A 20,882-nucleotide genomic window follows, 5' to 3' on the forward strand; every position below is an offset into this window, starting at 1 on the left:
CGAATGTGCAATCTTTACACCGTCCGTCTTTCGGCCGCGGAAGTGGCTGCGCATTTCGGTGTCACCAACCCTATGCAATCCAATGCACCGGAGGAGGTCTATCCCGGAACACCAGGGATGGTCGTGACCGAGGATGACGGGGTTCGACAACTCCGCTCAATGACATGGGGTTTCCCGTTACGCCTTAAAGGAATGAAACCCGAGGCGAAACCCAAGCCTGTTAACAACATCGCTGATCTTGCCAAACCCATGTGGGTCGGTCTGGCCAGGAAGCCGCAATGGCGCTGCCTTATCCCTTTGACTGGGTTTGCGGAAGCCGAGGGCGAAAAAGGTCGAATGACCCGCACCTGGTTCAGTCTTCGGGGAGAACCCGTTTTCGCTTGGGCTGGTCTATGGCGTGTTAGTGACGAATGGGGACCGGTCTATAGTGGGGTGATGACCGATGCGAACGCTGCTGTTGCCCCTGTACACGATCGGATGCCGGTGCTTCTTCATCGAGACGAATATGACCGGTGGCTTTACGGAAGCTTCGACGACGCCCTCGCGTTTCAGAAGCGGACCTTCCCGGCTGAAGAAATCTTGATGGAAAGGACAAGCGAGCTTTGGGCAAAACGAAGGGCTGCAAGCGAGGCGCCTCAAAAACTGTAGCGAAAGCTGCCTGTGATCTGCGCAACGAAATCTCCAGTGCAGGGCAAAAGCATGGATCGCCGCTTCTCAGAAACATCTGGCCGATGTTGACATTACCGGGATGCAAACCGAAACTATCGCTACGAGGACTTTCCGCAACACGCAGGCTAATCGCACTTGGCCGGGGGAAGAGTAAGCACGGCATTTCGATTTAAAGCTGTCTTGGTCGTTGACCAGTCTTCGCACCGGGACGGTGTAAACCGCTCCTTCAGCATTCATAGATATCCTTTCATCGCGCTCTGTGCGGACGATTTTGGCACGGGCACTTCATCAAGCCTGAGAGACCATCTAGCGTCGTGGGTTTTGGCGAGCCTTTGTGGACGCGGTTCGGCGGTGTTGACGAATGAGTGATGTTTGGAAGGTTCTCGCCGGCAATCTCGCAGCCGTCGCACTCGTTGTTTCGGTGTGGACCCATTTCTCATACCGTTTCTATAGGATCCCGGCCACATGGCGTTCGGCTGGTCTCGGTCTTACGCTTGGTCTGGCTGCTACTGCCTCAATGATGCTCGCCGTACCGTTTGATGTCGGCGTCATTTTCGACCTGCGCCTTGCCATCATTGAATCGGCAGCCGTCTTCGGCGGCCCCGGTCCCGCGTTGGTCGCCGCGATGATGGCAGCCGGCTTCCGAATCTATCTCGGTGGAGCCGGAGTTATACCGGGTTTGATTGCGATCGCAATTGTGCTGCTTATCGGGACTTCGCTGTGGTTCTTGGCGGGTCGAAAACCACTGAGCCAAGCGCCTTCTATATTAAGTGCTGCGCTTCTCTTAGGCGCTTTGTCCATTGCCGTTCTCGGGCTTTTGCCGCAAGCTGACTTTCAGCGTGCCATCGACCAGGTGGGAGTACCGATCCTTGTCTTGAACTTCGCAGCTACAGCAGCGATCGGGTTCTCTCTGGCCTACTTTCGCCGGTTTACGCTTGAACGCGATATTCTTCATGCCGCTTTGACACAGGCCCCAGACTATCACTACGTGAAGGATCTGGAACATCGGTTTGTGGTCGCGAACCTGAATGTAGCAAGGCACAACGGCCGGGCTAAGTCGTCGGAAATGGTTGGCTTGACGGATTTCGACCTGACGCCAAAAGAACGCGCCAAGCAACTCCATGACTCCGAAGCTGTTGTCCTGAGGACGGGCCAGGCGTTGCGCGACTTTGAGGAGCTTCTGGTTGAGGACGGACAAGCGCCTCGTTGGTATTCTACCTCGAAAGTGCCCCTGCGAAATCGGCAGGGGGAAATGGTCGGACTGGCGGGGGTGACAGTAGACGTCACCGAAAAGAAGCTCCTGGAGCAGGAGCTTAGATCAAGTCGGAACATGATGGCGCAAGCCATGGCTGAGATGTCTGACGGATTGGCGATGTTTGGTCCAGATGCGAGAATAGTGTTCTGCAACGATCAATATCGGAAAATCTTTCCGAGATCCGCCTATGCCCGGCGGGAAGGCGCACATATCACCGACATCATCAGAGCGGCAGTTCGCAACGGCGAGCGACAGGATCTGCCCATTGATCTGGATGAGGACAGCATTCGGGCCGCGGGTGCCACGCTGTTTGTCAATAAGGATGAAGTCATCTCAATGACTGATGGTCGTTGGTTGTCGCTGAGGACACGCGTGACCGAAGACAAACATGTCCTTGCACTGGTCTCCGACATCACTGCCATAAAGGAGTCGGAGCTCTCACTCAAGAGTTTCGCTGAACGCATGAAAGGCTTGGCGGAGACCGATGCGCTAACGGGATTGGCCAATCGACGTTCGTTCGACGACGGCCTGCAAAAACAGTTCGACCTGGCAAAGGCGTCCGGGCGACCCTTGTCAGTGCTCCTGATCGACGTTGATCGCTTCAAGGCCTACAATGATCGCTACGGCCATTTGGCTGGTGATGCTTGCCTTAGATCTATCGCGGGAGCGATTACGACTGCGGTGCGCCGAGGCAGCGATATTGCTGCTCGGTTCGGCGGAGAGGAATTTGCAGTCGTCCTGCCTGATACGGACGCCAGGTCAGCAATCGCAATTGCGGAGAAGATCAGGGAAGCGGTCCGTGGGCTGGACACAATGCATGAAGGCAGCGAGCACGGGATAATCACCGCCAGCATCGGAGCAACAGTGTTCACGAGCGATTCCAGGGTGAACGGTGTGAGCGAACTTGTCGGGAGGGCAGATCTTGCGCTGTACCAGGCAAAGAATGCCGGCCGCGACCGCGTCGGGTTTCAAAGGCTGGGCGACGAGCGTACTGCGAAGCCAGGCTAACTGTGCCGTCAGGACCTACTGTGGCTTAGGAGCGCTGTCGATCCAGTTAAATGCCGCCTGAACCATATCAAGATCGGCCGCGGAACTAATTGCGGCAGTTGCGACCACCACTTCGGCGACGGCGTCCGCAACGCTGGTGGATTTCTTCTTATTGGCCGATGAGACAACTTTCCGTAGCTCATCCGCGTTTCCGCCAAATGCGAAGAAGAGGTGCAGCGCTGCGGTCACGAGCATCTCACGCTTGTCATCGCTGCCACTGGCCCTCTGCAAACCGTCTGGTGTCGCCAATCGCTCGATGATGCGATTCTGCAGTTCACTCATCAAACACTCCGTTTGCTTTCCAACATGCCTATCTGGTTAGCTGCCAAGCGGCCAGGACAAACCGCATACTCATTGTTGTGGCAACCGTGGTCGATGATCGACGAGCCAACGCCTTCCCCAGTATCCGGTCACCGTTCAGCGGGGCGCAGGTGCCGCCCAGTCCACCGTTACCAAGGCCAATATCGCCATTCCGGCATGTGCCGGTTCCTTCGTTTTCGGGCAGAACCGGTTCGCCGCTTTAGCGATGGACATGTACCGATGCTCAACGTTATGGCGTCCCTCGAGCCATGAAAATCGCTTTGGTCTCGAAGGCGTGCGCGTCTGCTGAGGCTAGGGGATCGACGGTACGCGAACGGCGCCGAGCGCTGGGTCTTTGGCGAAGTCTACTGTTTTTCGGCGAGCAAACCGTCAAGCAAAGGCGCCCCGGGGGACGCGTTCGCGCGCCGAGAGAAGCTGATACAGCGCCTGTCGACTAGGCAATGCCGAGATCGACTGAGTCGTTGCTGCGCGATCAGAGGGTCTGGACGTTTTCAGCTTTCGATTTCCCCGTTTTCCGATCCTGCCCGACGTCGTAGCTAACCTTCACGCCGTCCTTGAGTGGCGCGCCTTGAACTGCCGAAACATGAACGAAAACGTCCTGACCGCCATTGTCGGGGGTGATAAAGCCAAACCCCTTGTCCTGATTGAAAAACTTAACAGTTCCCGTCGCCATGTCGTCCTCGTGGTTTTAGCGGCACCATTGCCGTGCCGGCAGTTTATGCAGCGAAAAGCAGCCTGCAACAAGCTCTGGCAATAGCCAGGGATCAGCACGGCAGGATGACAACCCAGCTTTCTTCGCCAGACTTTCACCTGCAATCGATAGATCATGCATCAGCATTCTGCCATACTATCGAGCCAGCGGTTCCTCGACGCCATGGCAAGCTTGCAAGCAGAAGGAGCAGTACTGGGTTACCTGATCGGGCCGTTAACCCCCAGCTCCAACAACACCGTCTTGCGTTGCCGACTGATCCTTCGACTGCGACATGCCGGCCCGGTATTCAAACTTCCTCCAGGCCGTCAATTCTCTCCATAGCTCCCAAAAGGGCAGCCTTTGTGGTATGACCGGACTTGAAGAGACCAAGCATGACGGTTGCAACATCCCGCCCGTCCTGACTGTCGATCGGCGCGTTCAATCTTCGGCACCACACTTCAAGCGCGCTGAATAAAACGTCAATTTCCTGCTGCGAAAGCGTCATATCAGAAATAAAAGACATACCCATGTCCCCAGCGAATCGTTGGGTCATTGTGGCTGCCGCTTCTTTGCGCGCAATTACCAGATTTTAGGGTTACGTGAATGACTGCCCACGCTGGGACATTAAGCCTTCAACATCGCCTTAGCTCCGTTATATAAACGCTCCTTGCAACGTCCCTGTTATTGAAGCCGCTCCGGGATCGGGTCAAACAGCGCCTGGGCGATTTTCCCAAGTTCCGTCGGCTTTTCGCACAGCAAGAAACCCGAAAACTGCTTCGGGATGATGGAGGGGTCATATGCCGTCGCAAAAACAAATGGGATGCTTAAGACGCCAAGCTTTTCGGCTACTGGAAACACAAGCTCGTCGCCCAGATGAATGTCGAGAATTGCTCCATCGATCATCTCGCTTTCGATCAGTTCGAGCGCATCTGCCACAGACGCTGATGGCCCTACGACACGCGCGTTCAATTGAAGAAGCTTTTTGTGAGTTTCATCCGCAAGGAAATATTCATCCTCAACAATTAGAATCCGTTTACCTGCAAAGAGGGCTAAAAATCTCTCACTGTTCACAATAGTGTCTCGGTGTTATCGGTCTCATACTAGGCGCGAAAATTCCGTTGGGTGAGACCGTAAACCGCTTCGTCTGAACCCCTTATGAACGTCACTTGACGTGTCAGTACTCGGCTTTCAGCTTTGAACCAACGTCCGTCTATAGATATTTGTTAAACCGGCTGCGCGGTCACATGGTTCCGGCGATCGGATCCGCAAGCGGGTTCCAGGATGGACTGCCTAATACTGAGCGGGCTTTGTCGAACGCCAGCAACTTGCCGGTTAAAAGAGACCGCCTAAATATGCTCATCTAGATATTCGCCGCGAAACATGAAAAGAGGACGGGATGCCGACGATGTTGCTGGAGGATTTGTATCGTCTCATGAAAACGGGGCACGTCCAGGCCCAAGGGATCGTCGACACTATGACCCAGCCTGTCGTCGTTCTGGATCAGCGGCTCTGCATCGCCAACGCAAATAACGCGTTCGTTAAAGCATTCGATGTCAGCCGCGAAGATATCCTTTCCGAAGAATTCTTCCGCCTCGGGAATGGCCAGTGGGACATTCCGGAACTTCGGCAGCTTATTTCTGCGGTTATACCGCGGGCGGCCGCCGTTATCGGCTTTGAGGTCCGCCATGAGTTTCCATCGATCGGCCAACGCACATTTCTTGTTGACGCGCGACGTCTCGTTCATCCCGACGACAACAGTCCAAATATCTTGGTCATCTTCGATGACGTTACGGAGCGTCAACGACACGAAGTTGAAATGGACTTCATCGTCGCAGAGATGCGCCATCGGATAAAAAATCTGTCCGCTGTCATCCGATCAGTCGTTGCAAATGCGAAAGCCGACAATCCGGCCGTCGTGCATTTCAAGGAGGCGCTGCTCGGGCGGTTGGACATTACCTTCAAAGCGCAAGAGATTGCTGCCCGCGGAGGGGCCGTTTTGTTCGAAGATCTGTTGAAAGACGCGGTTAGTGCTACGGCATTTGAGCGACTTGACTGGTCAGGACCTGCCATCGAAGTCGACAGCCCAAAGGCTCTTTCAGTCAGCATGATCTTGCATGAACTGGGAACGAACGCGATGAAACATGGCGCAGCTGCGGCGCCCGAAGGGAGAATTCGCGTTCAATGGGATATTGAAGAAAAGCAGGAGGACCGAATGCGGCTAATTCTCCAGTGGCGCGAAGAAGGCGGCCCAACAGTCTCGAGACCTGCGAACAAGGGTTATGGCACTGAGCTAATCGAAGGCCTTACCGCCCATATGGGCGGCAACGTGGAACTTAGTTATCCCACCAATGGTTTGACAGCGAGACTTATAATTCCGCTGTGAGGTCGTGTGACGAGGACTTTTAACAATCAAGAAAGAGGACAAACGACTGTCCTAATTGTCGAGGACGAGTTCTTTATTGGCGATGATCTGCGGCGAAGTCTTGCAGACGAAGGATTTCGCGTGATTGGACCGGCGGCTTCCAACGAAGCGGCATTAGCGCTTCTCGAGCAAGAGCTTCCCGATATCGCTCTTCTTGATGTCCATCTCGGTAAGGAGAAGGTAACGCTAACGGCTACAACGCTTCAGCGCCTAAATGTGCCGTTCGTACTGACGACTGCCAGTCCAGCCCATGAGCTGGCGTTCGACCGTGTTCTTGCAGATGCCGTGAACCTAGGGAAGCCCACCGATCTGAAACGGCTCAGCAAAATGATCCGCGAAATCCTCATGTGAAAGCATCTGCTGAATCGGTACGCTTATAAGCTTTCAGTGGCGTCAGTGCGCTCAATTCCATCATGACCAAAAGATTAGCCGAAACCATCAGAAACATCGACTTCGCCGAAGCCGAGAGCGACATGTAGCGTGCGCGGTCATGAGCACAAATTGAATGTAATTGCTTCCGGTGAAGCCGATGAGTGTCACCCCCCGTTTTGGCTTGAGCTGTTCATCACCGGCGACCGCTAGCCCGCCTGATAGCGCAATGAAGCAACCGGAGCTATCGTGAAACAGCTCCGGTTCGTGAATTTACTTTAGAGCTTAAAGAGTTCTATGAGGGTAACGCGCGCGTTCCGTTTCAACTTCCTGAGCCGTGTAGGGATCCGCAGCGCTGTCAAAACTGGTCCAGCCTTGCCCCTCGTAGGCGGTACGTCGGGCCGGAAGATCCACCCAGTTCGAGCGCTGAAGAATAGCTTCGGCCTCTGCTGCGCGGAACTCGTCAACTTTTGCCGTCACCAGCGTTCCGCCTCGGCGAACCCCTTCGGCATAGACATGCGCATCCCGTTCATCCACGCCTGAGTCAGTCAGGGCGCCGACAAGACCGCCCGCCGCGCCACCCACGACCGCACCTGCTACAGCGCCTGCCGCCGTTGCAGCGAGCCAACCCGCCGCGACAACCGGCCCCACACCGGGAATGGCCATAATTCCGAGGCCTGTTAACAGACCACCTGCGCCGCCCACGACCGCACCAATGCCGGCACCCGCGCCTGCATCCTCGGCAACGTCGTTTTCACCCTCATTGTAGCGACCATCTGTATTGTTTGACACAATGCTGATGTCACTGTCGGAAATGCCGGAAGCTTTAAGCTGGTCGACGGCGGCGGAAGCGTCAGAATAATGATCAAAAAGACCGGTAACGGTGCGTGTCATGGTGTTTTCTCCTCGTTCTATTTATTGGATCGCCTTTAGTTGGCGATGATGTTGCCTTGATAATCCATTGAGACAGCGACGGTTTTTCCGTCTTTGTTTGCACCAGCACGCCAAACACCTTTGTCATCAAGTTTAAGGTCGGTCACTTCCGTGTAACCCGCTTCGGCGATGCGCTCGCGAGCCTGCTCTTCGGTGAAACTGTTAGCGCCTTCAACCGGAGCTGTAGCGCTTGTGTTCTCCGGTGTTGCAACGGCTGGCGTGTCTCCGTCCGGATTTGCGGCAGGTGCCGTCTGGGCAAAAGCGGAAGAAGCCGAAAGGGCAGCGACTGCTGTCGCAATGATTAGCGTTTTCATTGTGGAACTCCTTATGTAGTGGACACACGATGAACGCGAGCATCCCGCAAAGGTTCCAGGTTGTGAGGATTAGGAGAATAAAAAAACAAATGAAGTAATACGGTTGTCCAATATTGTGAAAGTAATTTATTAGAAGTACATGCTTGTACGGGCTGTGCTCTTCCAACGGCTGAAATTCAGACCTGGAGATTTTTACGTCCTTACAGGGAAAGCCTGTATTCTAGCAGGCTCTTAATCTCGCTGATTGCACGTTTACAGTGTCGCCAACAACCCGCGGTCTGGCGTTGGAATAGGAAAGCGTCGATGTCGGCAAGTCGCTATCCGCGGACAAACGTCACAAGGCCACGAAGGACGCCAAGCCCGGTGAAGGCGATCGGGGTGATCACCACGCCAACCACTGACCGTCATTGAAGCTCGCGACCTACAACATCAATGGCATCAACGGGCGGCTCGACGTCCTCTTGCAATGGCTGGAGGACGCCGCCCCCGATGTCGTTTGCCTGCAGGAACTGCAAGCGCCGAACGAGAAGTTTCCACGTCGAGTGCTCGAAAAGGCGGGGTACGGGGCAATCTGGCGTGGGCAGAAAAGCTGGAACGGCGTGGCGATCCTCGCACGAGATGCAGATCCGATCGAAACGCGCCGCGTCTTGCCTGGCGACTTAGATGATGATCAAGGTCGTTATATCGAAGCGGCAGTCGATGGCATCATCGTCGGATGCCTCTATCTTCCAAACGGCAACCCGGCGCCCGGACAAAAGTTCGACTACAAGCTTCGCTGGTTCAAGCGCCTCCAGAAATACGGGCAGGAATTGCTTGATCTCGAGGTGCCCGTCGCGCTGATCGGCGATTTCAATGTCATGCCGGCTGATCTCGACGTCTATAAGCCTGAACGCTGGCGCGATGACGCGCTATTCCGCCCGGAGGTCCGCCGCGCCTACGCTACAATGCTGAAACAGGGCTGGACCGACGCCATCCGCACGCTCTACCCCGACGAACCGATCTACACCTTCTGGAAATACTGGCGGAACTCGTTCGAGCGGGATGCCGGCCTGCGCATCGACCATTTTCTTCTCAGCCCATCGCTGGCGACCGACTTGAAATCGGCGGGTGTCGATCGGTGGGTGCGGGCCTTGCCGCAGACGAGCGATCATGCGCCCGCCTGGATCGAAGTGGATTGACTGATGAGCGCGAGGTCATCAGGTGGAAGGGCTGGCATATCCCGCTCGGGAACGGAATACCCCGACACACCCGACGGACGTTACTTTGTCGTTCGAGGCCGGCTTTGGCGGAAAAGCAATCCGGAGCTGTCACCATCGCTCCGCGACGAGTTGGTGAACGAGCTCATGTCAGCGCGCCGCGACGTTCGGAAATTCAAGAGAGACCCGCAAAGCCTGTCCGAAGCGCGTGAGCGGGTTGATGCCGCCAAAGTCGCGCTCGGCGAGCGTGGGCCGGTCTGGTGGACTGACGGGGCGCCAGATTTCAACCGGCATCTGGCGGCAAATACCCCCTATGCCGATTGGTACGCCCACCATACACGTTGGAACAAAAACTGAGGTATAGGTCCTTGTGTATATTTTAAAGATATGCGGGCCAATAAGTGGACGGTTTGGCCGACAGTCCATATCCGTTCAAGGCGAGGCCAACAAAGGCACGCCGGTCTTTGTGGAATCACGCTGCAATATCCGCACCGTTGCTCCCGTTCGTCCCCAGTATCGCCTCACGGATTTGCTGCCGCAGCCATGCGCAGCCGAGGTCACTGTCCGTGTGGAGCGGCCAAACCATTGCCACGGGTGGAAAAGAAAGTGCCAATGGCACTGGGCTGACCTCAAGTCCTAACAGCGGCCCATAACGAAGCGCGATGCGCGACGATACGGTGGCAATCACTGCAGATGAACGCGCGGTGGCCAATATCGACATGAAATCGGGAGCTGCCGCCACGACTTTCAGTTCTGCACCTGCATGCTCTAGCGCATCCTTGACGCAGCCATGCAGACTGTCAGTCTGTGAAATCACCGCGTGTTGAGCGGCCATATAAGCATCAAGATTCACCGGATTGGAAAGATTCAGCAATTGGGGATTGAAACAGCACAATACGCTGGACTGATACAGCGGCTCGCAAAGGTGTCGTGAATCCGGCAGATAACTGCACCCCACGGAAAGATCGATGACGCCCGCATCCAGCATCGCATCGACCTCCCGCGCATCACCACCGCGGGCGAGAATACGGATGCCCGGCGCGATATCCCGCAACCGCGCCGTCAGATCGGGTAGCAATAGCAGTTCCACCTCGCTGGAAAGCCCCAGCCGGAATGTGCGTTGCTCGGTGGCTGGATCGAATGCATCCTCCATCAACACGGCCGCCTGCGCCTGCCGCAGAGCCTGCCGTACCGGGCCGGACAAATTAAGCGCCCGTGCGGTTGGCTTCATCACCTGACCGACACGGATGAAAAGCTCATCCTGAAACAGTGTGCGCAGGGTCGATAAATTGTGGCTCATCGCAGGCTGCCGAATTTTCAGCCGCTGTGCCGCACGGGTGACGCTCATCTCTTCCATCATCGCGTCAAAGGCTACGAGCAGATTTAGGTCAAAGGAGCGGAGATTGAAATGATCGATGACTTGCATGAACGGTATCGATTTGATTGCTGACCGAGACAGTCTTAGCTGATGGGCATGGTCTTGCAAGTCATACCGCACAATCACGTAAGGAGAAAACCCATGCCATCCCGTCGTTCCATTCTCAAAAGCGCTCTTACCGGCCTCGTAACAGCACCCTTCGTCGCACCATCAATGGTCTTCGCCAAGGCACCTTTTGCCCCTACTCAGTCACCGGGTTTCTACAGGCTGAAGATCGGCTCCGTAGAGGTCACGGCACTGTCGGACGGCACCATCGCCCTGCCGCTCGCCAAGCTCTACACAAACACGAGCGAACACCGCGCGCAGGAGGCTTTGAATGATGCCTTTCTGCCCGAACTGGTGCCAACTTCCGTCAACGCGTTCCTGGTCAACAACGGCGAAAGATTGGTGCTGATTGACGCAGGCACGGGTACTTATCTTGGCCCCTCACTTGGCAAGCTCACTTCGAACATTGAGGCATCCGGTTACAAACTGGATGACATCGATGACGTTGTTCTCACCCATATTCATACCGATCATTCCGGCGGGCTGATGAGCAACTCCAAGCGCACCTTTCCCAACGCCACATTACGGGTCAACGAAGGCGAGGCTAAATTCTGGCTGAGTACGGCGAACGCCAAGGCGGCGACCGGCATCGTCAAGCAGCATTTCGCCGAGGCGGATCAGTGCGTGAGGCCATACGTGGAAGCCGGAAAATTCGAAACCTTCGCGGATAACGCAGCGCCTGTTCCCGGTCTTGGTTCCATTCTTTATGCGGGACATACGCCGGGCCACAGTGCCATTACACTGGAGAGCGAAGGCCAGAAGATCGTATTCTGGGGTGACATCACCCATGGCGATATCCTGCAGTTCGATAAACCCGGCGTCGCGATCGAATTCGATATCGACCAGAAAGCCGCTGTACTTGCACGGGACGCTGCGTTCAAGCAGGCGGTAGAGGGCAAATATCTGGTGGCCGGCGCGCATATCGCCTTTCCGGGCATCGGCCATGTCCGCAAGGACAGCACGAATTACGATTGGCTGCCTATCAACTACGTTTAGCACCGGCTTTCATCCGCGCAACAGGCGAATACGAGAAGAGGCTCCCACAGCCTCTTCTTCCAAAATGACGCACGTCGATCTCGCTGCGGGTTTAACCGCTCCGACTTTCAGGAGCTACGTGTCCATCCTCACCAATCTGCGCCGCCTTGGCCCAGTTCGGGCGGCCTTATCCGCGAGAAGCTGGCACTAACCGGGTCCAACCTCACGCGCAAAACCGAAGGTGCCCTGACGACTGATAGCTAGGATGCCGTCGGTTTGTATGCACGAACGTGGTCAATGAGCGCGCGCAGCTTGGGCGCCATATTGCGGCGGTTGGGAAAGTAAAGGAAAAACCCTGGAAAAGGGGGCAAATATTCCTCTAGCGCTGTGATCAGCTCGCCTCGTTCGATGTAGGAACGAAACGTCTCTTCCAGCGCAAAAGTAATGCCACCGCCAGCGAGCGCGGTCCGGATCATCAGGTACAGATCGTTGGTGGTGATTTGCGGCTCAACGGCGACGTCGAGAGGTATGCCATCCTCCTCAAACTCCCACCGGTACGGCGCAGCACTCGGGGACGGTCGCCAACCGATACAGCGATGAAGTACGAGGTCCCGAGGATGGCGGGGCATTCCGTGGACCTCGAAGTATCGCGGCGTTGCGACGACCACTTCTTTTTCTTCTTTGGTCAGTGGGACCGCGACCATGTCCTGCTCGATCACCTCACCCAGCCGAACCCCCGCATCGAAGCCCGCCGCCACGATGTCGAAGACGTCGTCCGTCACAGTGACGTCGATCGTGATGCCGGGATGGGCCTCAGCGAAGGACGCGATCAGTGGGCCGGACAGGAAGTGTTCCGCAATCGATGTGACCGCGATCCGCAGCAGGCCACTTGGTCTGGCATCACCCGCTACGTTCTCGAACGCCGATCTGACCTCGGCCATCGGTTGTGACAAGGTTTCGCGAAAGCGGTTGCCGGCTTCGGTGAGCCGCACGCTACGGGTCGTGCGGCTGACAAGCGCGATGCCGCAAATATCCTCGAGCCGGCGGATGCCCTGGCTTACGGCCGAACGTGTAACCCCCAATCGGTCAGCCGCGGCCCTGAAGTTGCCCTCTTCGGCGACGGCTAGAAACACCGGCACAAGGTTAAGGTCGATTGTCATTGTCGTATCCAGCTAACCAATCTCGTTAGCGAAAGGGGAATACAAGCGACAATCGGATTTGTCTACCTTCTACCCGTGGCCGACAGTCGCATCCCGCACAGCACGGCAGGCAATAACAACGCTCACCGAAGGAGATATTCCAATGAAGAACAACAAGATCACGCTCGCAGCAGCATTGGCGCTCGAAATTTGCGCCGGACCTGTCGCTGCACAGGATGGTGCGTGCCCCCGGGAAGGCGCCGAAGCTCCTCTCGCACTCCATGGGGATTGGATCATGAAGGGCTGGGAGCGTCATGAAGGTGATGGCAAATTCGTGTTCGCAGAGAAGCTGAACAAGTATTACGATCTGGAGAACACGAAAGGCGTTTTCTACGACAATTTCGCGCCTGGAAGCACACAGCTCTTTGATAACTCCTCTCGCTACGGGGCCAACTGGGAGGCGTTGCAGAATGCCGCCCGATCCGTCCGCCACGGATTGACCGGGGGCCATGACGCGATCGTCGGCGACATAGTTGCTTCGACGACTCTTGGCTTCGTTGGCCGTATCGATCGCCTTGACGGCAAGGTGATCGCTTTTGACGGCCGCTCGCAGCTGGGCTGGGAATGCACTGGTGGCAAATGGAAGATCCGGCATGAACTGAACTACGCCTGGGTCGTCGAGCCAGAGACCATTCAGTCTTTCCTGGGCAAGACGGAGGCGGCACAATGACCACCGCAACGCCTTCACACCCTTATGTCGGCATGTGGGAGACCGCGGACGGCCGCATCCGGCACCAGCTGCTTCCGAACGGCCGCTACGACGAGGCGCGTGGCCGACGCGAAAGTGCCTATCAAGGACGATACGAAGTGTCGGGAGATCACATCGAGTACTGGGACGACACCGGCTTTACTGCCGACGGCGATTTCGTCGATGGCGTCCTGTACCACGCGGGAATGGTTCTCTATCGCAAGTAGTAGTCTCGACACGCCGGCATAGCCAATGCCGGCGTGGTCCAATTCTTTCACTCGATGGGAACATCTGCGTCCGTGAAAACCAGATCAAAAGTAAGCGATGATGATGAGTAAAATCGAAGAGCAGCTCGAGAATTTGGCCTCGCCAGAAGACAGACAAAAACACCTTCGTGGTCTTGCCGTTCTCAAACAGATCGGAGGGGAGAATTTTGGAGGGAGGCGCGGCTTTGCGCCCTCCTAAAAGTCGACGTGATGTTGGAATGCGCGGACGTGACCCCGAAACCTGCGGTGCTGACCTGCGATGTCGATTCCGACCTCATCTGCCTCAAAGAGACTAAGGGCACCGGTTTCATCTTCATGTCGGATGAAACCAAATGCTGCATTGCATCATTGATGGTGGTTGTGGGCGGAGATGTGAATCGTGACATATTTCATTGACGTCTGAGACAATCCGCTACGCATTGCTCGTTTATAGAGAGGGTCCGCATTGGCAAATATCGAACCAGTCCATGAAAACACTCTGCCCCCGATCCCGGCCGTTACCGGACAACCCATGTACCCATCGGCTCTCGTGCCTGCACTGGATGAGACGACTACAATGCCGGAGCGGACGTCCCCGCTCGGGCTTGAACAATACATAGCTGGTCGTACGCTTGTCAGTGGTGATAGCCCGGCGTGGAATGACATGTTCGTTAAGGTGTATTCTCGTCTCAACAAACAGGAGCCCTTTCTCGTTCCGGCTGTCGCCGAACCACTGATCGTCTGGGTGATTTCCGGCGAGGCGGTGGTTGAGGAGCGTGACCTCGACGGGGAATGGGTGGCAAACACCGTCACCGTCGGAGATTTCTTTCTGACCCGCTCCCCCACGCCCTATGAGATGCGCTGGCGCGCAATCGGAGAAGCGCCTTTCCAGGTCATGCATCTTTATCTCTCCGTTCCGCTGTTCGAGCGCGTCGCCTATGACGTGCTGGGCTGTGCCGCCCCTCCTGCACTTCGCGACATTTCCGGCGGCAAGGACACGCAGCTGTCGCACCTTCTTGCATTGATCCATCAGGAGCTGACGTCTGAAGGGAAGGGGAGCCAGCTGTTCATACAGGGCCTTGCGCAGAGCCTTGCCGTGCATCTGATACGGAACTACGCCGCCAGTGATGCCCCGGACGATCGCCAGAATGCACTTCCCGGCTTCAAGCTTCGCCGGGCAGTCGCATATCTTGAAGAAAATCTAGCCGAGCCTTTCAATCTCGCACAGCTTGCCGAAACGGTGGGCATGAGTGAATTCCATTTCAGTCGTTTGTTCAAGAAGGCGACCGGGCTCTCGCCCTCGCGCTATTTTATCCGTCAGCGCATAGCTAAGGCACAGCTTCTTCTGCAGGAGACGGATACGAGCATTATCGAGGTCGGCATGTCTGTCGGTTATTCCAGCCCCAGTCACTTCGCCCAGGTCTTTCGTCGCGAGACCGGCCTGCAGCCGAGCCACTATCGGCGAGGCTAATTTCCCGACCTGTCGTGATTTCGAGCAAGATTGCGACAGGTCGAGCAAGGCCCCGAGAGAAGGGCGCCGACCATCGGCTTAAATTCCTCCTTGTCAAAACGAAACGCCCACCGAGGTGGTGGGCTTCAGACAAGGAGTGAAGACAATGACCAACCTCAACGGAAAGATCGCACTGGTCACCGGCGCATCGAGCGGCATTGGCGCCGCGACCGCTGCGAAGCTCGCTGAAGCCGGTGCCAAGGTCGGTATCGCGGCACGGCGCACCGACAAGCTCGAAGATCTCAAGAAACAGATCGAAGCCAAGGGCGGTGAAGCTCTTGTCATCGAGATGGACGTGGTTGACACAACCTCGGTTGATGCGGGCGTGAAGAAGCTGATCGATGCCTATGGTTCGATCGACATCCTCGTCAACAATGCCGGTCTTATGCCCCTCTCCGATATCGATCAGTTCAAGGTCGACGAGTGGCAGCGGATGGTAGACGTGAACGTGAAGGGCCTGCTCAACACGACGGCCGCCGTTTTGCCCCAGATGATCGAGCAGCATTCGGGCCATGTCTTCAACATGTCCTCGATCGCTGGTCGCAAAGTCTTCAAGGGCCTGTCTGTCTACTGCGCCACGAAACACGCGGTCACGGCTTTCTCTGATGGCCTGCGTATGGAAGTGGGCCAGAAACATGGCATCCGCGTGACCTGCATCCAGCCGGGCGCCGTTGCCACCGAGCTGTACGACCACATCACCGATCCGGGCTACCGCAAGCAGATGGATGAACTGGCGAGCCAGATGACCTTCCTCCAGGGCGAGGATATCGGCGACACCATCGTCTTCGCCGCCCAGGCCCCGGCTCATGTGGACGTCGCCGAGCTGTTCGTCCTGCCAGTAGAACAGGGTTGGTAACAGACCGACCCTGAAGGGTCCCTGCCTCGATGCAGGGACCTCTCAAGGGAGATTGTCATGAAGGAATTACCCGCATCTCAAGCTTATCGCGTTCTGGAACTTGGCCCGATCGTGATGGTCTCCACGAGCGATAACGGCAAGCCCAATGTGATGACAATGGGCTTCCATATGATGATCCAGCATGACCCGCCGCTGATCGGTTGTGTCATTGGGCCCTGGGATCACAGCTATCAGGCTCTCCGGAAAACCGGAGAATGTGTCATCGCTGTCCCCGGTCTGGATCTCGCCGAAACGGTTGTCGATGTCGGCAATTGTTCGGGCGATCGGGTGAACAAATTCCAGAGGTACGGCCTCAAGACGCGACCTGCCAAGGACGTGGCAGCACCGCTCTTGTCCGACTGCCTGGTCAATATCGAATGTCGGGTCGTCGATACCAGGCTTTCGGATCCCTACAACCTCTTCATCCTTGAGGCGACGAGGATCTGGATCAACGAGACCCGAAAAGAGCGTCGAACGATGCATCACCGCGGCGACGGCACGTTTACCGTCGACGGCGGCACGCTCGACCTAAAAGACCGCATGGTCAAATGGCGCCATCTCCCCTGACAGCGCCATGAGTCCAGAAGCTACAAACTCAACAGGAAAGGAAAAGACCTATGTCTGCTTATCTAATCGTCGATCTCGACATTCACGACATGAAGTCCATCGAAGACTACCGGTCGAAGGCCTTGCCGCTTGTCGCCAAAGCCGGCGGCAAGCTCATCGCAATCGATGAAACACCACTGGAGCTGGAGGGCTGGACCGCCACCAACATGCTTATCATCGAATTTCCGGACAAGGATGCGATCCGCCAGCTCTTCGCATCCCCCGAATACGCGCCCTTGGCCGCTCAGCGGCAGGCGGCGGCCGCATCGCGCATCATCGCAATCAACGGCGTCTGAAAAGAGCAAGATCACGACAGCTCCCGCAAAGACGCGGCAGATCTTTTCCAGGCATGCCGTCACTATTCAGGTGTTGCCCCTAACCGAGAAGGAGACCTGAAATGGCTGATCTCACCAATGTGGCCTACTTCACCGCAAAGCCGGGCCGCTCAGAAAATCTGGGTGACGAACTGCTTCAGCTCGTCGCCCCGTCCCGAAACGAGGAAGGCTGCCTCCGTTACGAAATCCACCAGTCCAATGACGTTCCCGACGTGTGGATGGTGCTCGAAGACTGGCGGCACGCCTCCGACTTCAAACTGCATATGAGCACGCCCTACGTCGAAGCGTTTATGGCGAAGGTCCCAGACCTGTGTGTCGAAGACGTGGAAATCTGCGGCTACCAGCAACGGTCCCCGCAGGCCTGAAACAGAAAGGAGTATATGAAATGAGCATGCAAAACCCTAAAGTCTGGCTCGTCACCGGATGCTCTACAGGCTTCGGTCGCTACATCGCGGAACATCTGCTGGAAGCCGGTGAAAAGGTCGTGGTGACGGCTCGCAAGACTGACAAAATCGCGGATCTTGAGCAGAAGGGCGATGCCCTGATCCTCCCGCTCGACGTCATCGATCGGGATCAGTGCCAAAAGGTTGTTGATGCTGCAGAAGCGCACTTCGGCCAGATCGACGTCCTGATCAACAATGCCGGGATCGGTTTCTTCGGCGCCATTGAGGAAACGGCCGAAGCCGACGCCCGCCGCCTGTTTGATGTCAATTTCTTCGGTACCGCCAACACCATCCATTCGGTGCTCCCGCATATGCGAGCCCGCCGCAGTGGTACGATCGTCAATCTGACATCAATCGGCGGTCTGGTTGGCTACACCGGCGTGGGCTACTACTGCGCGACCAAATTTGCCGTGGAAGGCCTGTCGGATACGCTCCGAAAAGAAGTCGCGCCACTCGGGATCAATGTCATGACCGTCGAGCCCAGCGCCTTCCGGACAGAATGGGCGGGCTCGTCGAACGAGGTCTCCGCGTCCATTGAGGATTACGAGGCGACAGCGGGCGAGGCACGTCGTGCTTACCACGCATCGGTCGGAAAGCAGGCCGGTGACCCCGCACGCGCCGCGAAGGCTATCCGGGAAGCCGTGCTGGCTGAACAGCCTCTGCACCATCTTCCGCTCGGCAATGATGCCGTGGACGCAGCCCTGAGGAAGGCTGAAGACCTCAAGGCGAACGTGCTTGCCTGGGAAGCCTTGTCTCGTTCCGCCGACTTCCCGACAAACTGAACCGATCCAGTCAGACCCAAACACGAAACCAACACTGCCGCGGCCTTCGCCCCGGAGAATGAAGGAGTGTGTCATGTCAAAGCGATTTGATGGAAAAGTAGCAATCGTAACGGGCGGGGGGTCCGGGATCGGCGCCGCCATTGCCAACCGGCTTCTTGAGGAAGGAGCGTCCGTGATGATCTCCGGCAGAACCGAGAAGCGGTTGTCGGAAGCTGCCTCGAAGATGCCGGCCGACCGCAGTGGCATCTTTGTCGCAAATGTCTCCTCAAGGCCGGACTGCGACGCCCTTGTCGCCGCGACGGTCGAACGGTTCGGCCGCATCGACACTGTCGTCAATGCTGCGGGCATGAATCTTGTCGGCACCATCGAGGAGACGAGCGATCAGGATTGGGACGAATGCATTGCCTCGGACCTTTCCGGCGTCTTTTATATGAGCCGTGCCGCGGTTCCGCATCTGAAGGAGACCAAGGGTTCGATCGTCAACATCGGCTCCGTCTCATCCCTTGGTGGCGGCTGGAGCCATGCGGCCTATAATGCTGCAAAGGGTGGGGTTGCGAATTTGACCCGCTCAGCAGCCTGTGACCTCGGCAAGTTCGGTGTCAGAGCCAATACAGTGGCGCCCGGACTTACGGTTACGGGGATGGTGGATGCCATCATGGATGATGACGCGCTCCTCGAAAAGGCGTGGGAACGGATCCCGTTGCGACGGGCAGGCCAACCTGAAGAGATTGCCTCGGCGGTTGCTTTTCTTGCCAGTGATGAAGCGGCCTGGATCACCGGAATTGTCTTGCCTGTCGATGGGGGCCAGACCTGCACCGATGGCGGCCCGGAATGGGGCAAGTAAAAACACGAGAAGCCCGGACCATCGTCCGGGCTTTTCTTTTGATCGGGTGCTTCGCTTAGCGGCGGGCGTCGAGGCTGAAACGGCCCGCGCCGAACGCCACGACCTGAAGCAGGCCGCCGGCCATCGCGATGTTTTTGAAGAAGTGGATGAACTGGTTGAGGTCGCTGAGGTCATTGTGGAACGTCAGTGCCGTAGCAACGCTAAACAGGGCAAGGATCAGAGCGACGATGCGGGTCTGGAAACCGAGGATCAGGGCAATGCTGCCCACGATCTCAGTCAGTACGGCCGCGCCGTAGGTCAGTGACGGGAAGGGCAGGCCGACCATGTTAATGTAGCCGATCGTGCCGGCCGGGTCGGAAATCTTGCTGATGCCAGAGAGGAGGAAGATTGCTGCCAGAAGTACACGGCCGGCGAGAGGTGTGGCGCCGCTGATGATTGCAGATTGGGAAAGAGTTTCAGCGCGCTGGGGGATTGCATCGGAATATGACATGGACGTTTTCCTTGAGTTGGGGCGTAGCCACCGTGGCTGCGTCGTGAGAAGAAACTGCCATCATCCGAACAGACGAAAAAGCTGGATAATATCGCGGGTTATCGTCGATAAAATCGAATGATGGAGGTAAAGAAAAACCCGCGCGTTTGAGGGCGCGGGTCCGACTGGAGGGTCGAGAAATCAGATAACGGAGAGAAGCCCCCCGTCCGCCAGGAGCGCGGTGCCCGACACATAGCTCGACAGGTCCGATGCAAGGAAAGCCACAGCATCCGGATCAGAAGAAAAGCCGCAAGGAGGCGGTTCCAGGGGCAAAGAGGAAGGCAGTTTCCCAAGCCGCAGACAAGGCCGGGCTAGCCGCCCAAAGCACTCTGGTAACGGGATGCCGGCGCCCCGCTCTGCGTCGCTGCAAAGAGCTTGTTTCGTGCGACATCAAAAGAAGTCCACAGCTCAAGATCCTCTACCGATGGCAGGGTTACGAGTTCACCCTTGTCGAAGCCCGAGAGGGCAGCGTCCACGAGATCTGCGGTCGTCATGACCACGTCTGGATCAAATGCTGAAAGAGGGATACCTGCTTGGTCGTAGAACTCCGTTGCGGTCCCGGCAGGCAGTACGACCTGCACCTTCACTGCGGTTCCGGCCAATTCTTCCTGAAGGCCCCGGCTGAAGCTTAGAACAAATGCTTTCGTTGCGCTGTAGAGCGATGTTATCGGCAGGGAGTGTAACGCCATCACCGAAGCGATATTGATGATCGCGCCGCTGTCGCGGGCGATGAAGTTGGGAAGGGCTGCCCGTGTCAACCGCGTCAAAGCGGTCACGTTCAGCGCAATCGTGGACATCGAATCGTCATGCGAAATGTCCGTTGTTGTTCCGAGCTTTCCATTTCCCGCGTTGTTGACGAGGAGTGTGATGCGGCTGTCTGAACGCAGGGTATTCTCGACCTTTGTGATACCGGATTCTGTCGTGAGATCGGCCTCAAGAACCTCCACGTTTGAACCATGTCGACTGGAAAGGTCAGTCGCGAGTTTATCGAGCCGGTCCAGTCGTCGGGCGACCAGAATGAGGTCATATCCGCGGTGTGCGAGGCGGTCGGCATATTCAGCGCCGATGCCGGAGGACGCGCCGGTGACGAGAGCTACTGGCTTTTCAGGGTTGGTCATATATTGCTCCATG

The 20,882-nt window shown here is 56.7% G+C and carries 27 protein-coding genes; 17 read left to right on the forward strand and 10 right to left on the reverse strand.

Translation table 11 applies throughout. From position 1 onward, the window contains the following. The first annotated feature begins 3 nt into the window (after nt 1–3). The gene (locus BLX89_RS20910; RefSeq protein ID WP_075292907.1) at nt 4–648 is read left to right on the forward strand and encodes an SOS response-associated peptidase; all 645 of its coding nucleotides are present in this window, start codon (nt 4–6) and stop codon (nt 646–648) included. Nucleotides 649–1,030: 382 nt separating this feature from the next. Then, nucleotides 1,031–2,932, forward strand: a complete 1,902-nt coding sequence (locus BLX89_RS20915; protein WP_075292908.1) for a diguanylate cyclase — start codon at nt 1,031–1,033, stop codon at nt 2,930–2,932. Between the two features lie 15 nt (nt 2,933–2,947). Here the strand turns inward: BLX89_RS20915 and BLX89_RS20920 are convergent, their stop codons facing one another. From BLX89_RS20920 to BLX89_RS20935, 4 genes are all read right to left on the reverse strand, one after another. Beyond that, a complete protein-coding gene (locus tag BLX89_RS20920) occupies nt 2,948–3,253 on the reverse strand; it encodes a hypothetical protein (protein WP_075292909.1) in 306 nt (101 codons plus the stop codon). A 511-nt stretch (nt 3,254–3,764) separates the two neighbouring features. Beyond that, nucleotides 3,765–3,965, reverse strand: a complete 201-nt coding sequence (locus tag BLX89_RS20925; RefSeq protein ID WP_075292910.1) for a cold-shock protein — start codon at nt 3,963–3,965, stop codon at nt 3,765–3,767. A gap of 325 nt (nt 3,966–4,290) precedes the next feature. Continuing rightward, entirely contained in the window at nt 4,291–4,506 is a 216-nt protein-coding gene (locus tag BLX89_RS20930; RefSeq protein ID WP_143523712.1) for a hypothetical protein, read from the reverse strand. A 158-nt stretch (nt 4,507–4,664) separates the two neighbouring features. After that, nucleotides 4,665–5,054: a response regulator gene (locus BLX89_RS20935; RefSeq protein ID WP_143523713.1), complete on the reverse strand. Its 390-nt coding sequence runs from the start codon at nt 5,052–5,054 to the stop codon at nt 4,665–4,667. A 325-nt stretch (nt 5,055–5,379) separates the two neighbouring features. Here BLX89_RS20935 and BLX89_RS20940 point away from each other — a divergent pair, with 325 nt between their 5' ends. Together BLX89_RS20940 and BLX89_RS20945 are read left to right on the forward strand one after the other, a co-directional pair. Then, a complete protein-coding gene (locus tag BLX89_RS20940) occupies nt 5,380–6,366 on the forward strand; it encodes a sensor histidine kinase (protein ID WP_342587607.1) in 987 nt (328 codons plus the stop codon). A 6-nt stretch (nt 6,367–6,372) separates the two neighbouring features. Next, nucleotides 6,373–6,756: a response regulator gene (locus tag BLX89_RS20945; protein WP_075292913.1), complete on the forward strand. Its 384-nt coding sequence runs from the start codon at nt 6,373–6,375 to the stop codon at nt 6,754–6,756. Between the two features lie 303 nt (nt 6,757–7,059). Here the strand turns inward: BLX89_RS20945 and BLX89_RS20950 are convergent, their stop codons facing one another. Continuing rightward, complete coding sequence (locus tag BLX89_RS20950) at nt 7,060–7,668, reverse strand: general stress protein (protein ID WP_075292914.1); 609 nt, start codon at nt 7,666–7,668, stop codon at nt 7,060–7,062. 35 nt (nt 7,669–7,703) lie between these two features. Further along, a complete protein-coding gene (locus BLX89_RS20955; protein ID WP_075292915.1) occupies nt 7,704–8,021 on the reverse strand; it encodes a PepSY domain-containing protein in 318 nt (105 codons plus the stop codon). 407 nt (nt 8,022–8,428) lie between these two features. Here BLX89_RS20955 and xth point away from each other — a divergent pair, with 407 nt between their 5' ends. Both xth and BLX89_RS20965 read left to right on the forward strand, forming a co-directional pair. Continuing rightward, the gene (xth, locus tag BLX89_RS20960; RefSeq protein WP_075292916.1) at nt 8,429–9,199 is read left to right on the forward strand and encodes an exodeoxyribonuclease III; all 771 of its coding nucleotides are present in this window, start codon (nt 8,429–8,431) and stop codon (nt 9,197–9,199) included. A 3-nt stretch (nt 9,200–9,202) separates the two neighbouring features. After that, nucleotides 9,203–9,574 carry a hypothetical protein gene (locus BLX89_RS20965; protein ID WP_075292917.1) on the forward strand — a complete coding sequence of 124 codons (372 nt, stop codon included), beginning with the start codon at nt 9,203–9,205 and terminating at the stop codon, nt 9,572–9,574. 115 nt (nt 9,575–9,689) lie between these two features. On the opposite strand, the gene BLX89_RS20970 is transcribed toward BLX89_RS20965, so the two are convergent. Beyond that, nucleotides 9,690–10,643: a LysR family transcriptional regulator gene (locus BLX89_RS20970; protein WP_075292961.1), complete on the reverse strand. Its 954-nt coding sequence runs from the start codon at nt 10,641–10,643 to the stop codon at nt 9,690–9,692. Between the two features lie 93 nt (nt 10,644–10,736). Here BLX89_RS20970 and BLX89_RS20975 point away from each other — a divergent pair, with 93 nt between their 5' ends. Beyond that, nucleotides 10,737–11,696, forward strand: a complete 960-nt coding sequence (locus tag BLX89_RS20975) for an MBL fold metallo-hydrolase (RefSeq protein ID WP_075292918.1) — start codon at nt 10,737–10,739, stop codon at nt 11,694–11,696. A 239-nt stretch (nt 11,697–11,935) separates the two neighbouring features. Here BLX89_RS20975 and BLX89_RS20980 read toward each other — a convergent pair whose 3' ends face one another. Then, a complete protein-coding gene (locus BLX89_RS20980; RefSeq protein WP_075292919.1) occupies nt 11,936–12,835 on the reverse strand; it encodes a LysR family transcriptional regulator in 900 nt (299 codons plus the stop codon). A 142-nt stretch (nt 12,836–12,977) separates the two neighbouring features. Here BLX89_RS20980 and BLX89_RS20985 point away from each other — a divergent pair, with 142 nt between their 5' ends. The 10 genes from BLX89_RS20985 (at nt 12,978) to budC (ending at nt 19,222) form a co-directional block, all read left to right on the forward strand. Beyond that, nucleotides 12,978–13,544: an invasion associated locus B family protein gene (locus BLX89_RS20985; RefSeq protein WP_075292920.1), complete on the forward strand. Its 567-nt coding sequence runs from the start codon at nt 12,978–12,980 to the stop codon at nt 13,542–13,544. Beyond that, a complete protein-coding gene (locus tag BLX89_RS20990) occupies nt 13,541–13,789 on the forward strand; it encodes an Atu4866 domain-containing protein (protein WP_075292921.1) in 249 nt (82 codons plus the stop codon). Before BLX89_RS20985 ends, BLX89_RS20990 begins: the two co-directional genes overlap by 4 nt. 267 nt (nt 13,790–14,056) lie before the next feature. Then, nucleotides 14,057–14,224 (forward strand): hypothetical protein, encoded by a 168-nt coding sequence (locus BLX89_RS24700; RefSeq protein WP_158025982.1) that lies wholly within the window; start codon nt 14,057–14,059, stop codon nt 14,222–14,224. Between the two features lie 49 nt (nt 14,225–14,273). Further along, nucleotides 14,274–15,278: a helix-turn-helix domain-containing protein gene (locus BLX89_RS21000; protein WP_075292922.1), complete on the forward strand. Its 1,005-nt coding sequence runs from the start codon at nt 14,274–14,276 to the stop codon at nt 15,276–15,278. Between the two features lie 145 nt (nt 15,279–15,423). Beyond that, entirely contained in the window at nt 15,424–16,173 is a 750-nt protein-coding gene (locus BLX89_RS21005; RefSeq protein WP_075292923.1) for an SDR family oxidoreductase, read from the forward strand. 57 nt (nt 16,174–16,230) lie between these two features. Further along, nucleotides 16,231–16,779 carry a flavin reductase family protein gene (locus BLX89_RS21010; RefSeq protein WP_075292924.1) on the forward strand — a complete coding sequence of 183 codons (549 nt, stop codon included), beginning with the start codon at nt 16,231–16,233 and terminating at the stop codon, nt 16,777–16,779. Between the two features lie 50 nt (nt 16,780–16,829). Continuing rightward, entirely contained in the window at nt 16,830–17,114 is a 285-nt protein-coding gene (locus BLX89_RS21015; protein ID WP_013637072.1) for a DUF1330 domain-containing protein, read from the forward strand. 101 nt (nt 17,115–17,215) lie between these two features. Next, complete coding sequence (locus BLX89_RS21020) at nt 17,216–17,518, forward strand: putative quinol monooxygenase (protein ID WP_075292925.1); 303 nt, start codon at nt 17,216–17,218, stop codon at nt 17,516–17,518. A 20-nt stretch (nt 17,519–17,538) separates the two neighbouring features. After that, nucleotides 17,539–18,378: an oxidoreductase gene (locus tag BLX89_RS21025; RefSeq protein WP_075292926.1), complete on the forward strand. Its 840-nt coding sequence runs from the start codon at nt 17,539–17,541 to the stop codon at nt 18,376–18,378. A 73-nt stretch (nt 18,379–18,451) separates the two neighbouring features. Continuing rightward, a complete protein-coding gene (budC, locus tag BLX89_RS21030; protein WP_075292927.1) occupies nt 18,452–19,222 on the forward strand; it encodes a meso-2,3-butanediol dehydrogenase in 771 nt (256 codons plus the stop codon). A gap of 55 nt (nt 19,223–19,277) precedes the next feature. On the opposite strand, the gene BLX89_RS21035 is transcribed toward budC, so the two are convergent. Then, nucleotides 19,278–19,712 carry a DoxX family protein gene (locus tag BLX89_RS21035; protein ID WP_075292928.1) on the reverse strand — a complete coding sequence of 145 codons (435 nt, stop codon included), beginning with the start codon at nt 19,710–19,712 and terminating at the stop codon, nt 19,278–19,280. A gap of 350 nt (nt 19,713–20,062) precedes the next feature. Beyond that, the gene (locus BLX89_RS21040) at nt 20,063–20,869 is read right to left on the reverse strand and encodes an SDR family NAD(P)-dependent oxidoreductase (RefSeq protein WP_075292929.1); all 807 of its coding nucleotides are present in this window, start codon (nt 20,867–20,869) and stop codon (nt 20,063–20,065) included. Nucleotides 20,870–20,882 lie beyond the last annotated feature (13 nt).

This window comes from Pararhizobium arenae, assembly GCF_001931685.1.
GTDB classification, from domain to species: Bacteria; Pseudomonadota; Alphaproteobacteria; order Rhizobiales; family Rhizobiaceae; genus Pararhizobium; species Pararhizobium arenae.

Excerpts from the sequence above, each read along its gene's own strand:
- BLX89_RS20910 (WP_075292907.1), top strand. The coding sequence starts at position 4 with ATGTGCAATCTTTACACCGTCCGTCTTTCGGCCGCGGAAGTGGCTGCG.
- BLX89_RS20915 (WP_075292908.1), top strand. The coding sequence starts at position 1,031 with ATGAGTGATGTTTGGAAGGTTCTCGCCGGCAATCTCGCAGCCGTCGCA.
- BLX89_RS20920 (WP_075292909.1), bottom strand. The coding sequence starts at position 3,253 with ATGAGTGAACTGCAGAATCGCATCATCGAGCGATTGGCGACACCAGAC.
- BLX89_RS20925 (WP_075292910.1), bottom strand. The coding sequence starts at position 3,965 with ATGGCGACGGGAACTGTTAAGTTTTTCAATCAGGACAAGGGGTTTGGC.
- BLX89_RS20930 (WP_143523712.1), bottom strand. The coding sequence starts at position 4,506 with ATGTCTTTTATTTCTGATATGACGCTTTCGCAGCAGGAAATTGACGTT.
- BLX89_RS20940 (WP_342587607.1), top strand. The coding sequence starts at position 5,380 with ATGCCGACGATGTTGCTGGAGGATTTGTATCGTCTCATGAAAACGGGG.
- BLX89_RS20950 (WP_075292914.1), bottom strand. The coding sequence starts at position 7,668 with ATGACACGCACCGTTACCGGTCTTTTTGATCATTATTCTGACGCTTCC.
- BLX89_RS20955 (WP_075292915.1), bottom strand. The coding sequence starts at position 8,021 with ATGAAAACGCTAATCATTGCGACAGCAGTCGCTGCCCTTTCGGCTTCT.
- BLX89_RS20965 (WP_075292917.1), top strand. The coding sequence starts at position 9,203 with ATGAGCGCGAGGTCATCAGGTGGAAGGGCTGGCATATCCCGCTCGGGA.
- BLX89_RS20970 (WP_075292961.1), bottom strand. The coding sequence starts at position 10,643 with ATGCAAGTCATCGATCATTTCAATCTCCGCTCCTTTGACCTAAATCTG.
- BLX89_RS20975 (WP_075292918.1), top strand. The coding sequence starts at position 10,737 with ATGCCATCCCGTCGTTCCATTCTCAAAAGCGCTCTTACCGGCCTCGTA.
- BLX89_RS20980 (WP_075292919.1), bottom strand. The coding sequence starts at position 12,835 with ATGACAATCGACCTTAACCTTGTGCCGGTGTTTCTAGCCGTCGCCGAA.
- BLX89_RS20985 (WP_075292920.1), top strand. The coding sequence starts at position 12,978 with ATGAAGAACAACAAGATCACGCTCGCAGCAGCATTGGCGCTCGAAATT.
- BLX89_RS20990 (WP_075292921.1), top strand. The coding sequence starts at position 13,541 with ATGACCACCGCAACGCCTTCACACCCTTATGTCGGCATGTGGGAGACC.
- BLX89_RS21005 (WP_075292923.1), top strand. The coding sequence starts at position 15,424 with ATGACCAACCTCAACGGAAAGATCGCACTGGTCACCGGCGCATCGAGC.
- BLX89_RS21010 (WP_075292924.1), top strand. The coding sequence starts at position 16,231 with ATGAAGGAATTACCCGCATCTCAAGCTTATCGCGTTCTGGAACTTGGC.
- BLX89_RS21015 (WP_013637072.1), top strand. The coding sequence starts at position 16,830 with ATGTCTGCTTATCTAATCGTCGATCTCGACATTCACGACATGAAGTCC.
- BLX89_RS21020 (WP_075292925.1), top strand. The coding sequence starts at position 17,216 with ATGGCTGATCTCACCAATGTGGCCTACTTCACCGCAAAGCCGGGCCGC.
- BLX89_RS21025 (WP_075292926.1), top strand. The coding sequence starts at position 17,539 with ATGAGCATGCAAAACCCTAAAGTCTGGCTCGTCACCGGATGCTCTACA.
- budC (WP_075292927.1), top strand. The coding sequence starts at position 18,452 with ATGTCAAAGCGATTTGATGGAAAAGTAGCAATCGTAACGGGCGGGGGG.
- BLX89_RS21035 (WP_075292928.1), bottom strand. The coding sequence starts at position 19,712 with ATGTCATATTCCGATGCAATCCCCCAGCGCGCTGAAACTCTTTCCCAA.
- BLX89_RS21040 (WP_075292929.1), bottom strand. The coding sequence starts at position 20,869 with ATGACCAACCCTGAAAAGCCAGTAGCTCTCGTCACCGGCGCGTCCTCC.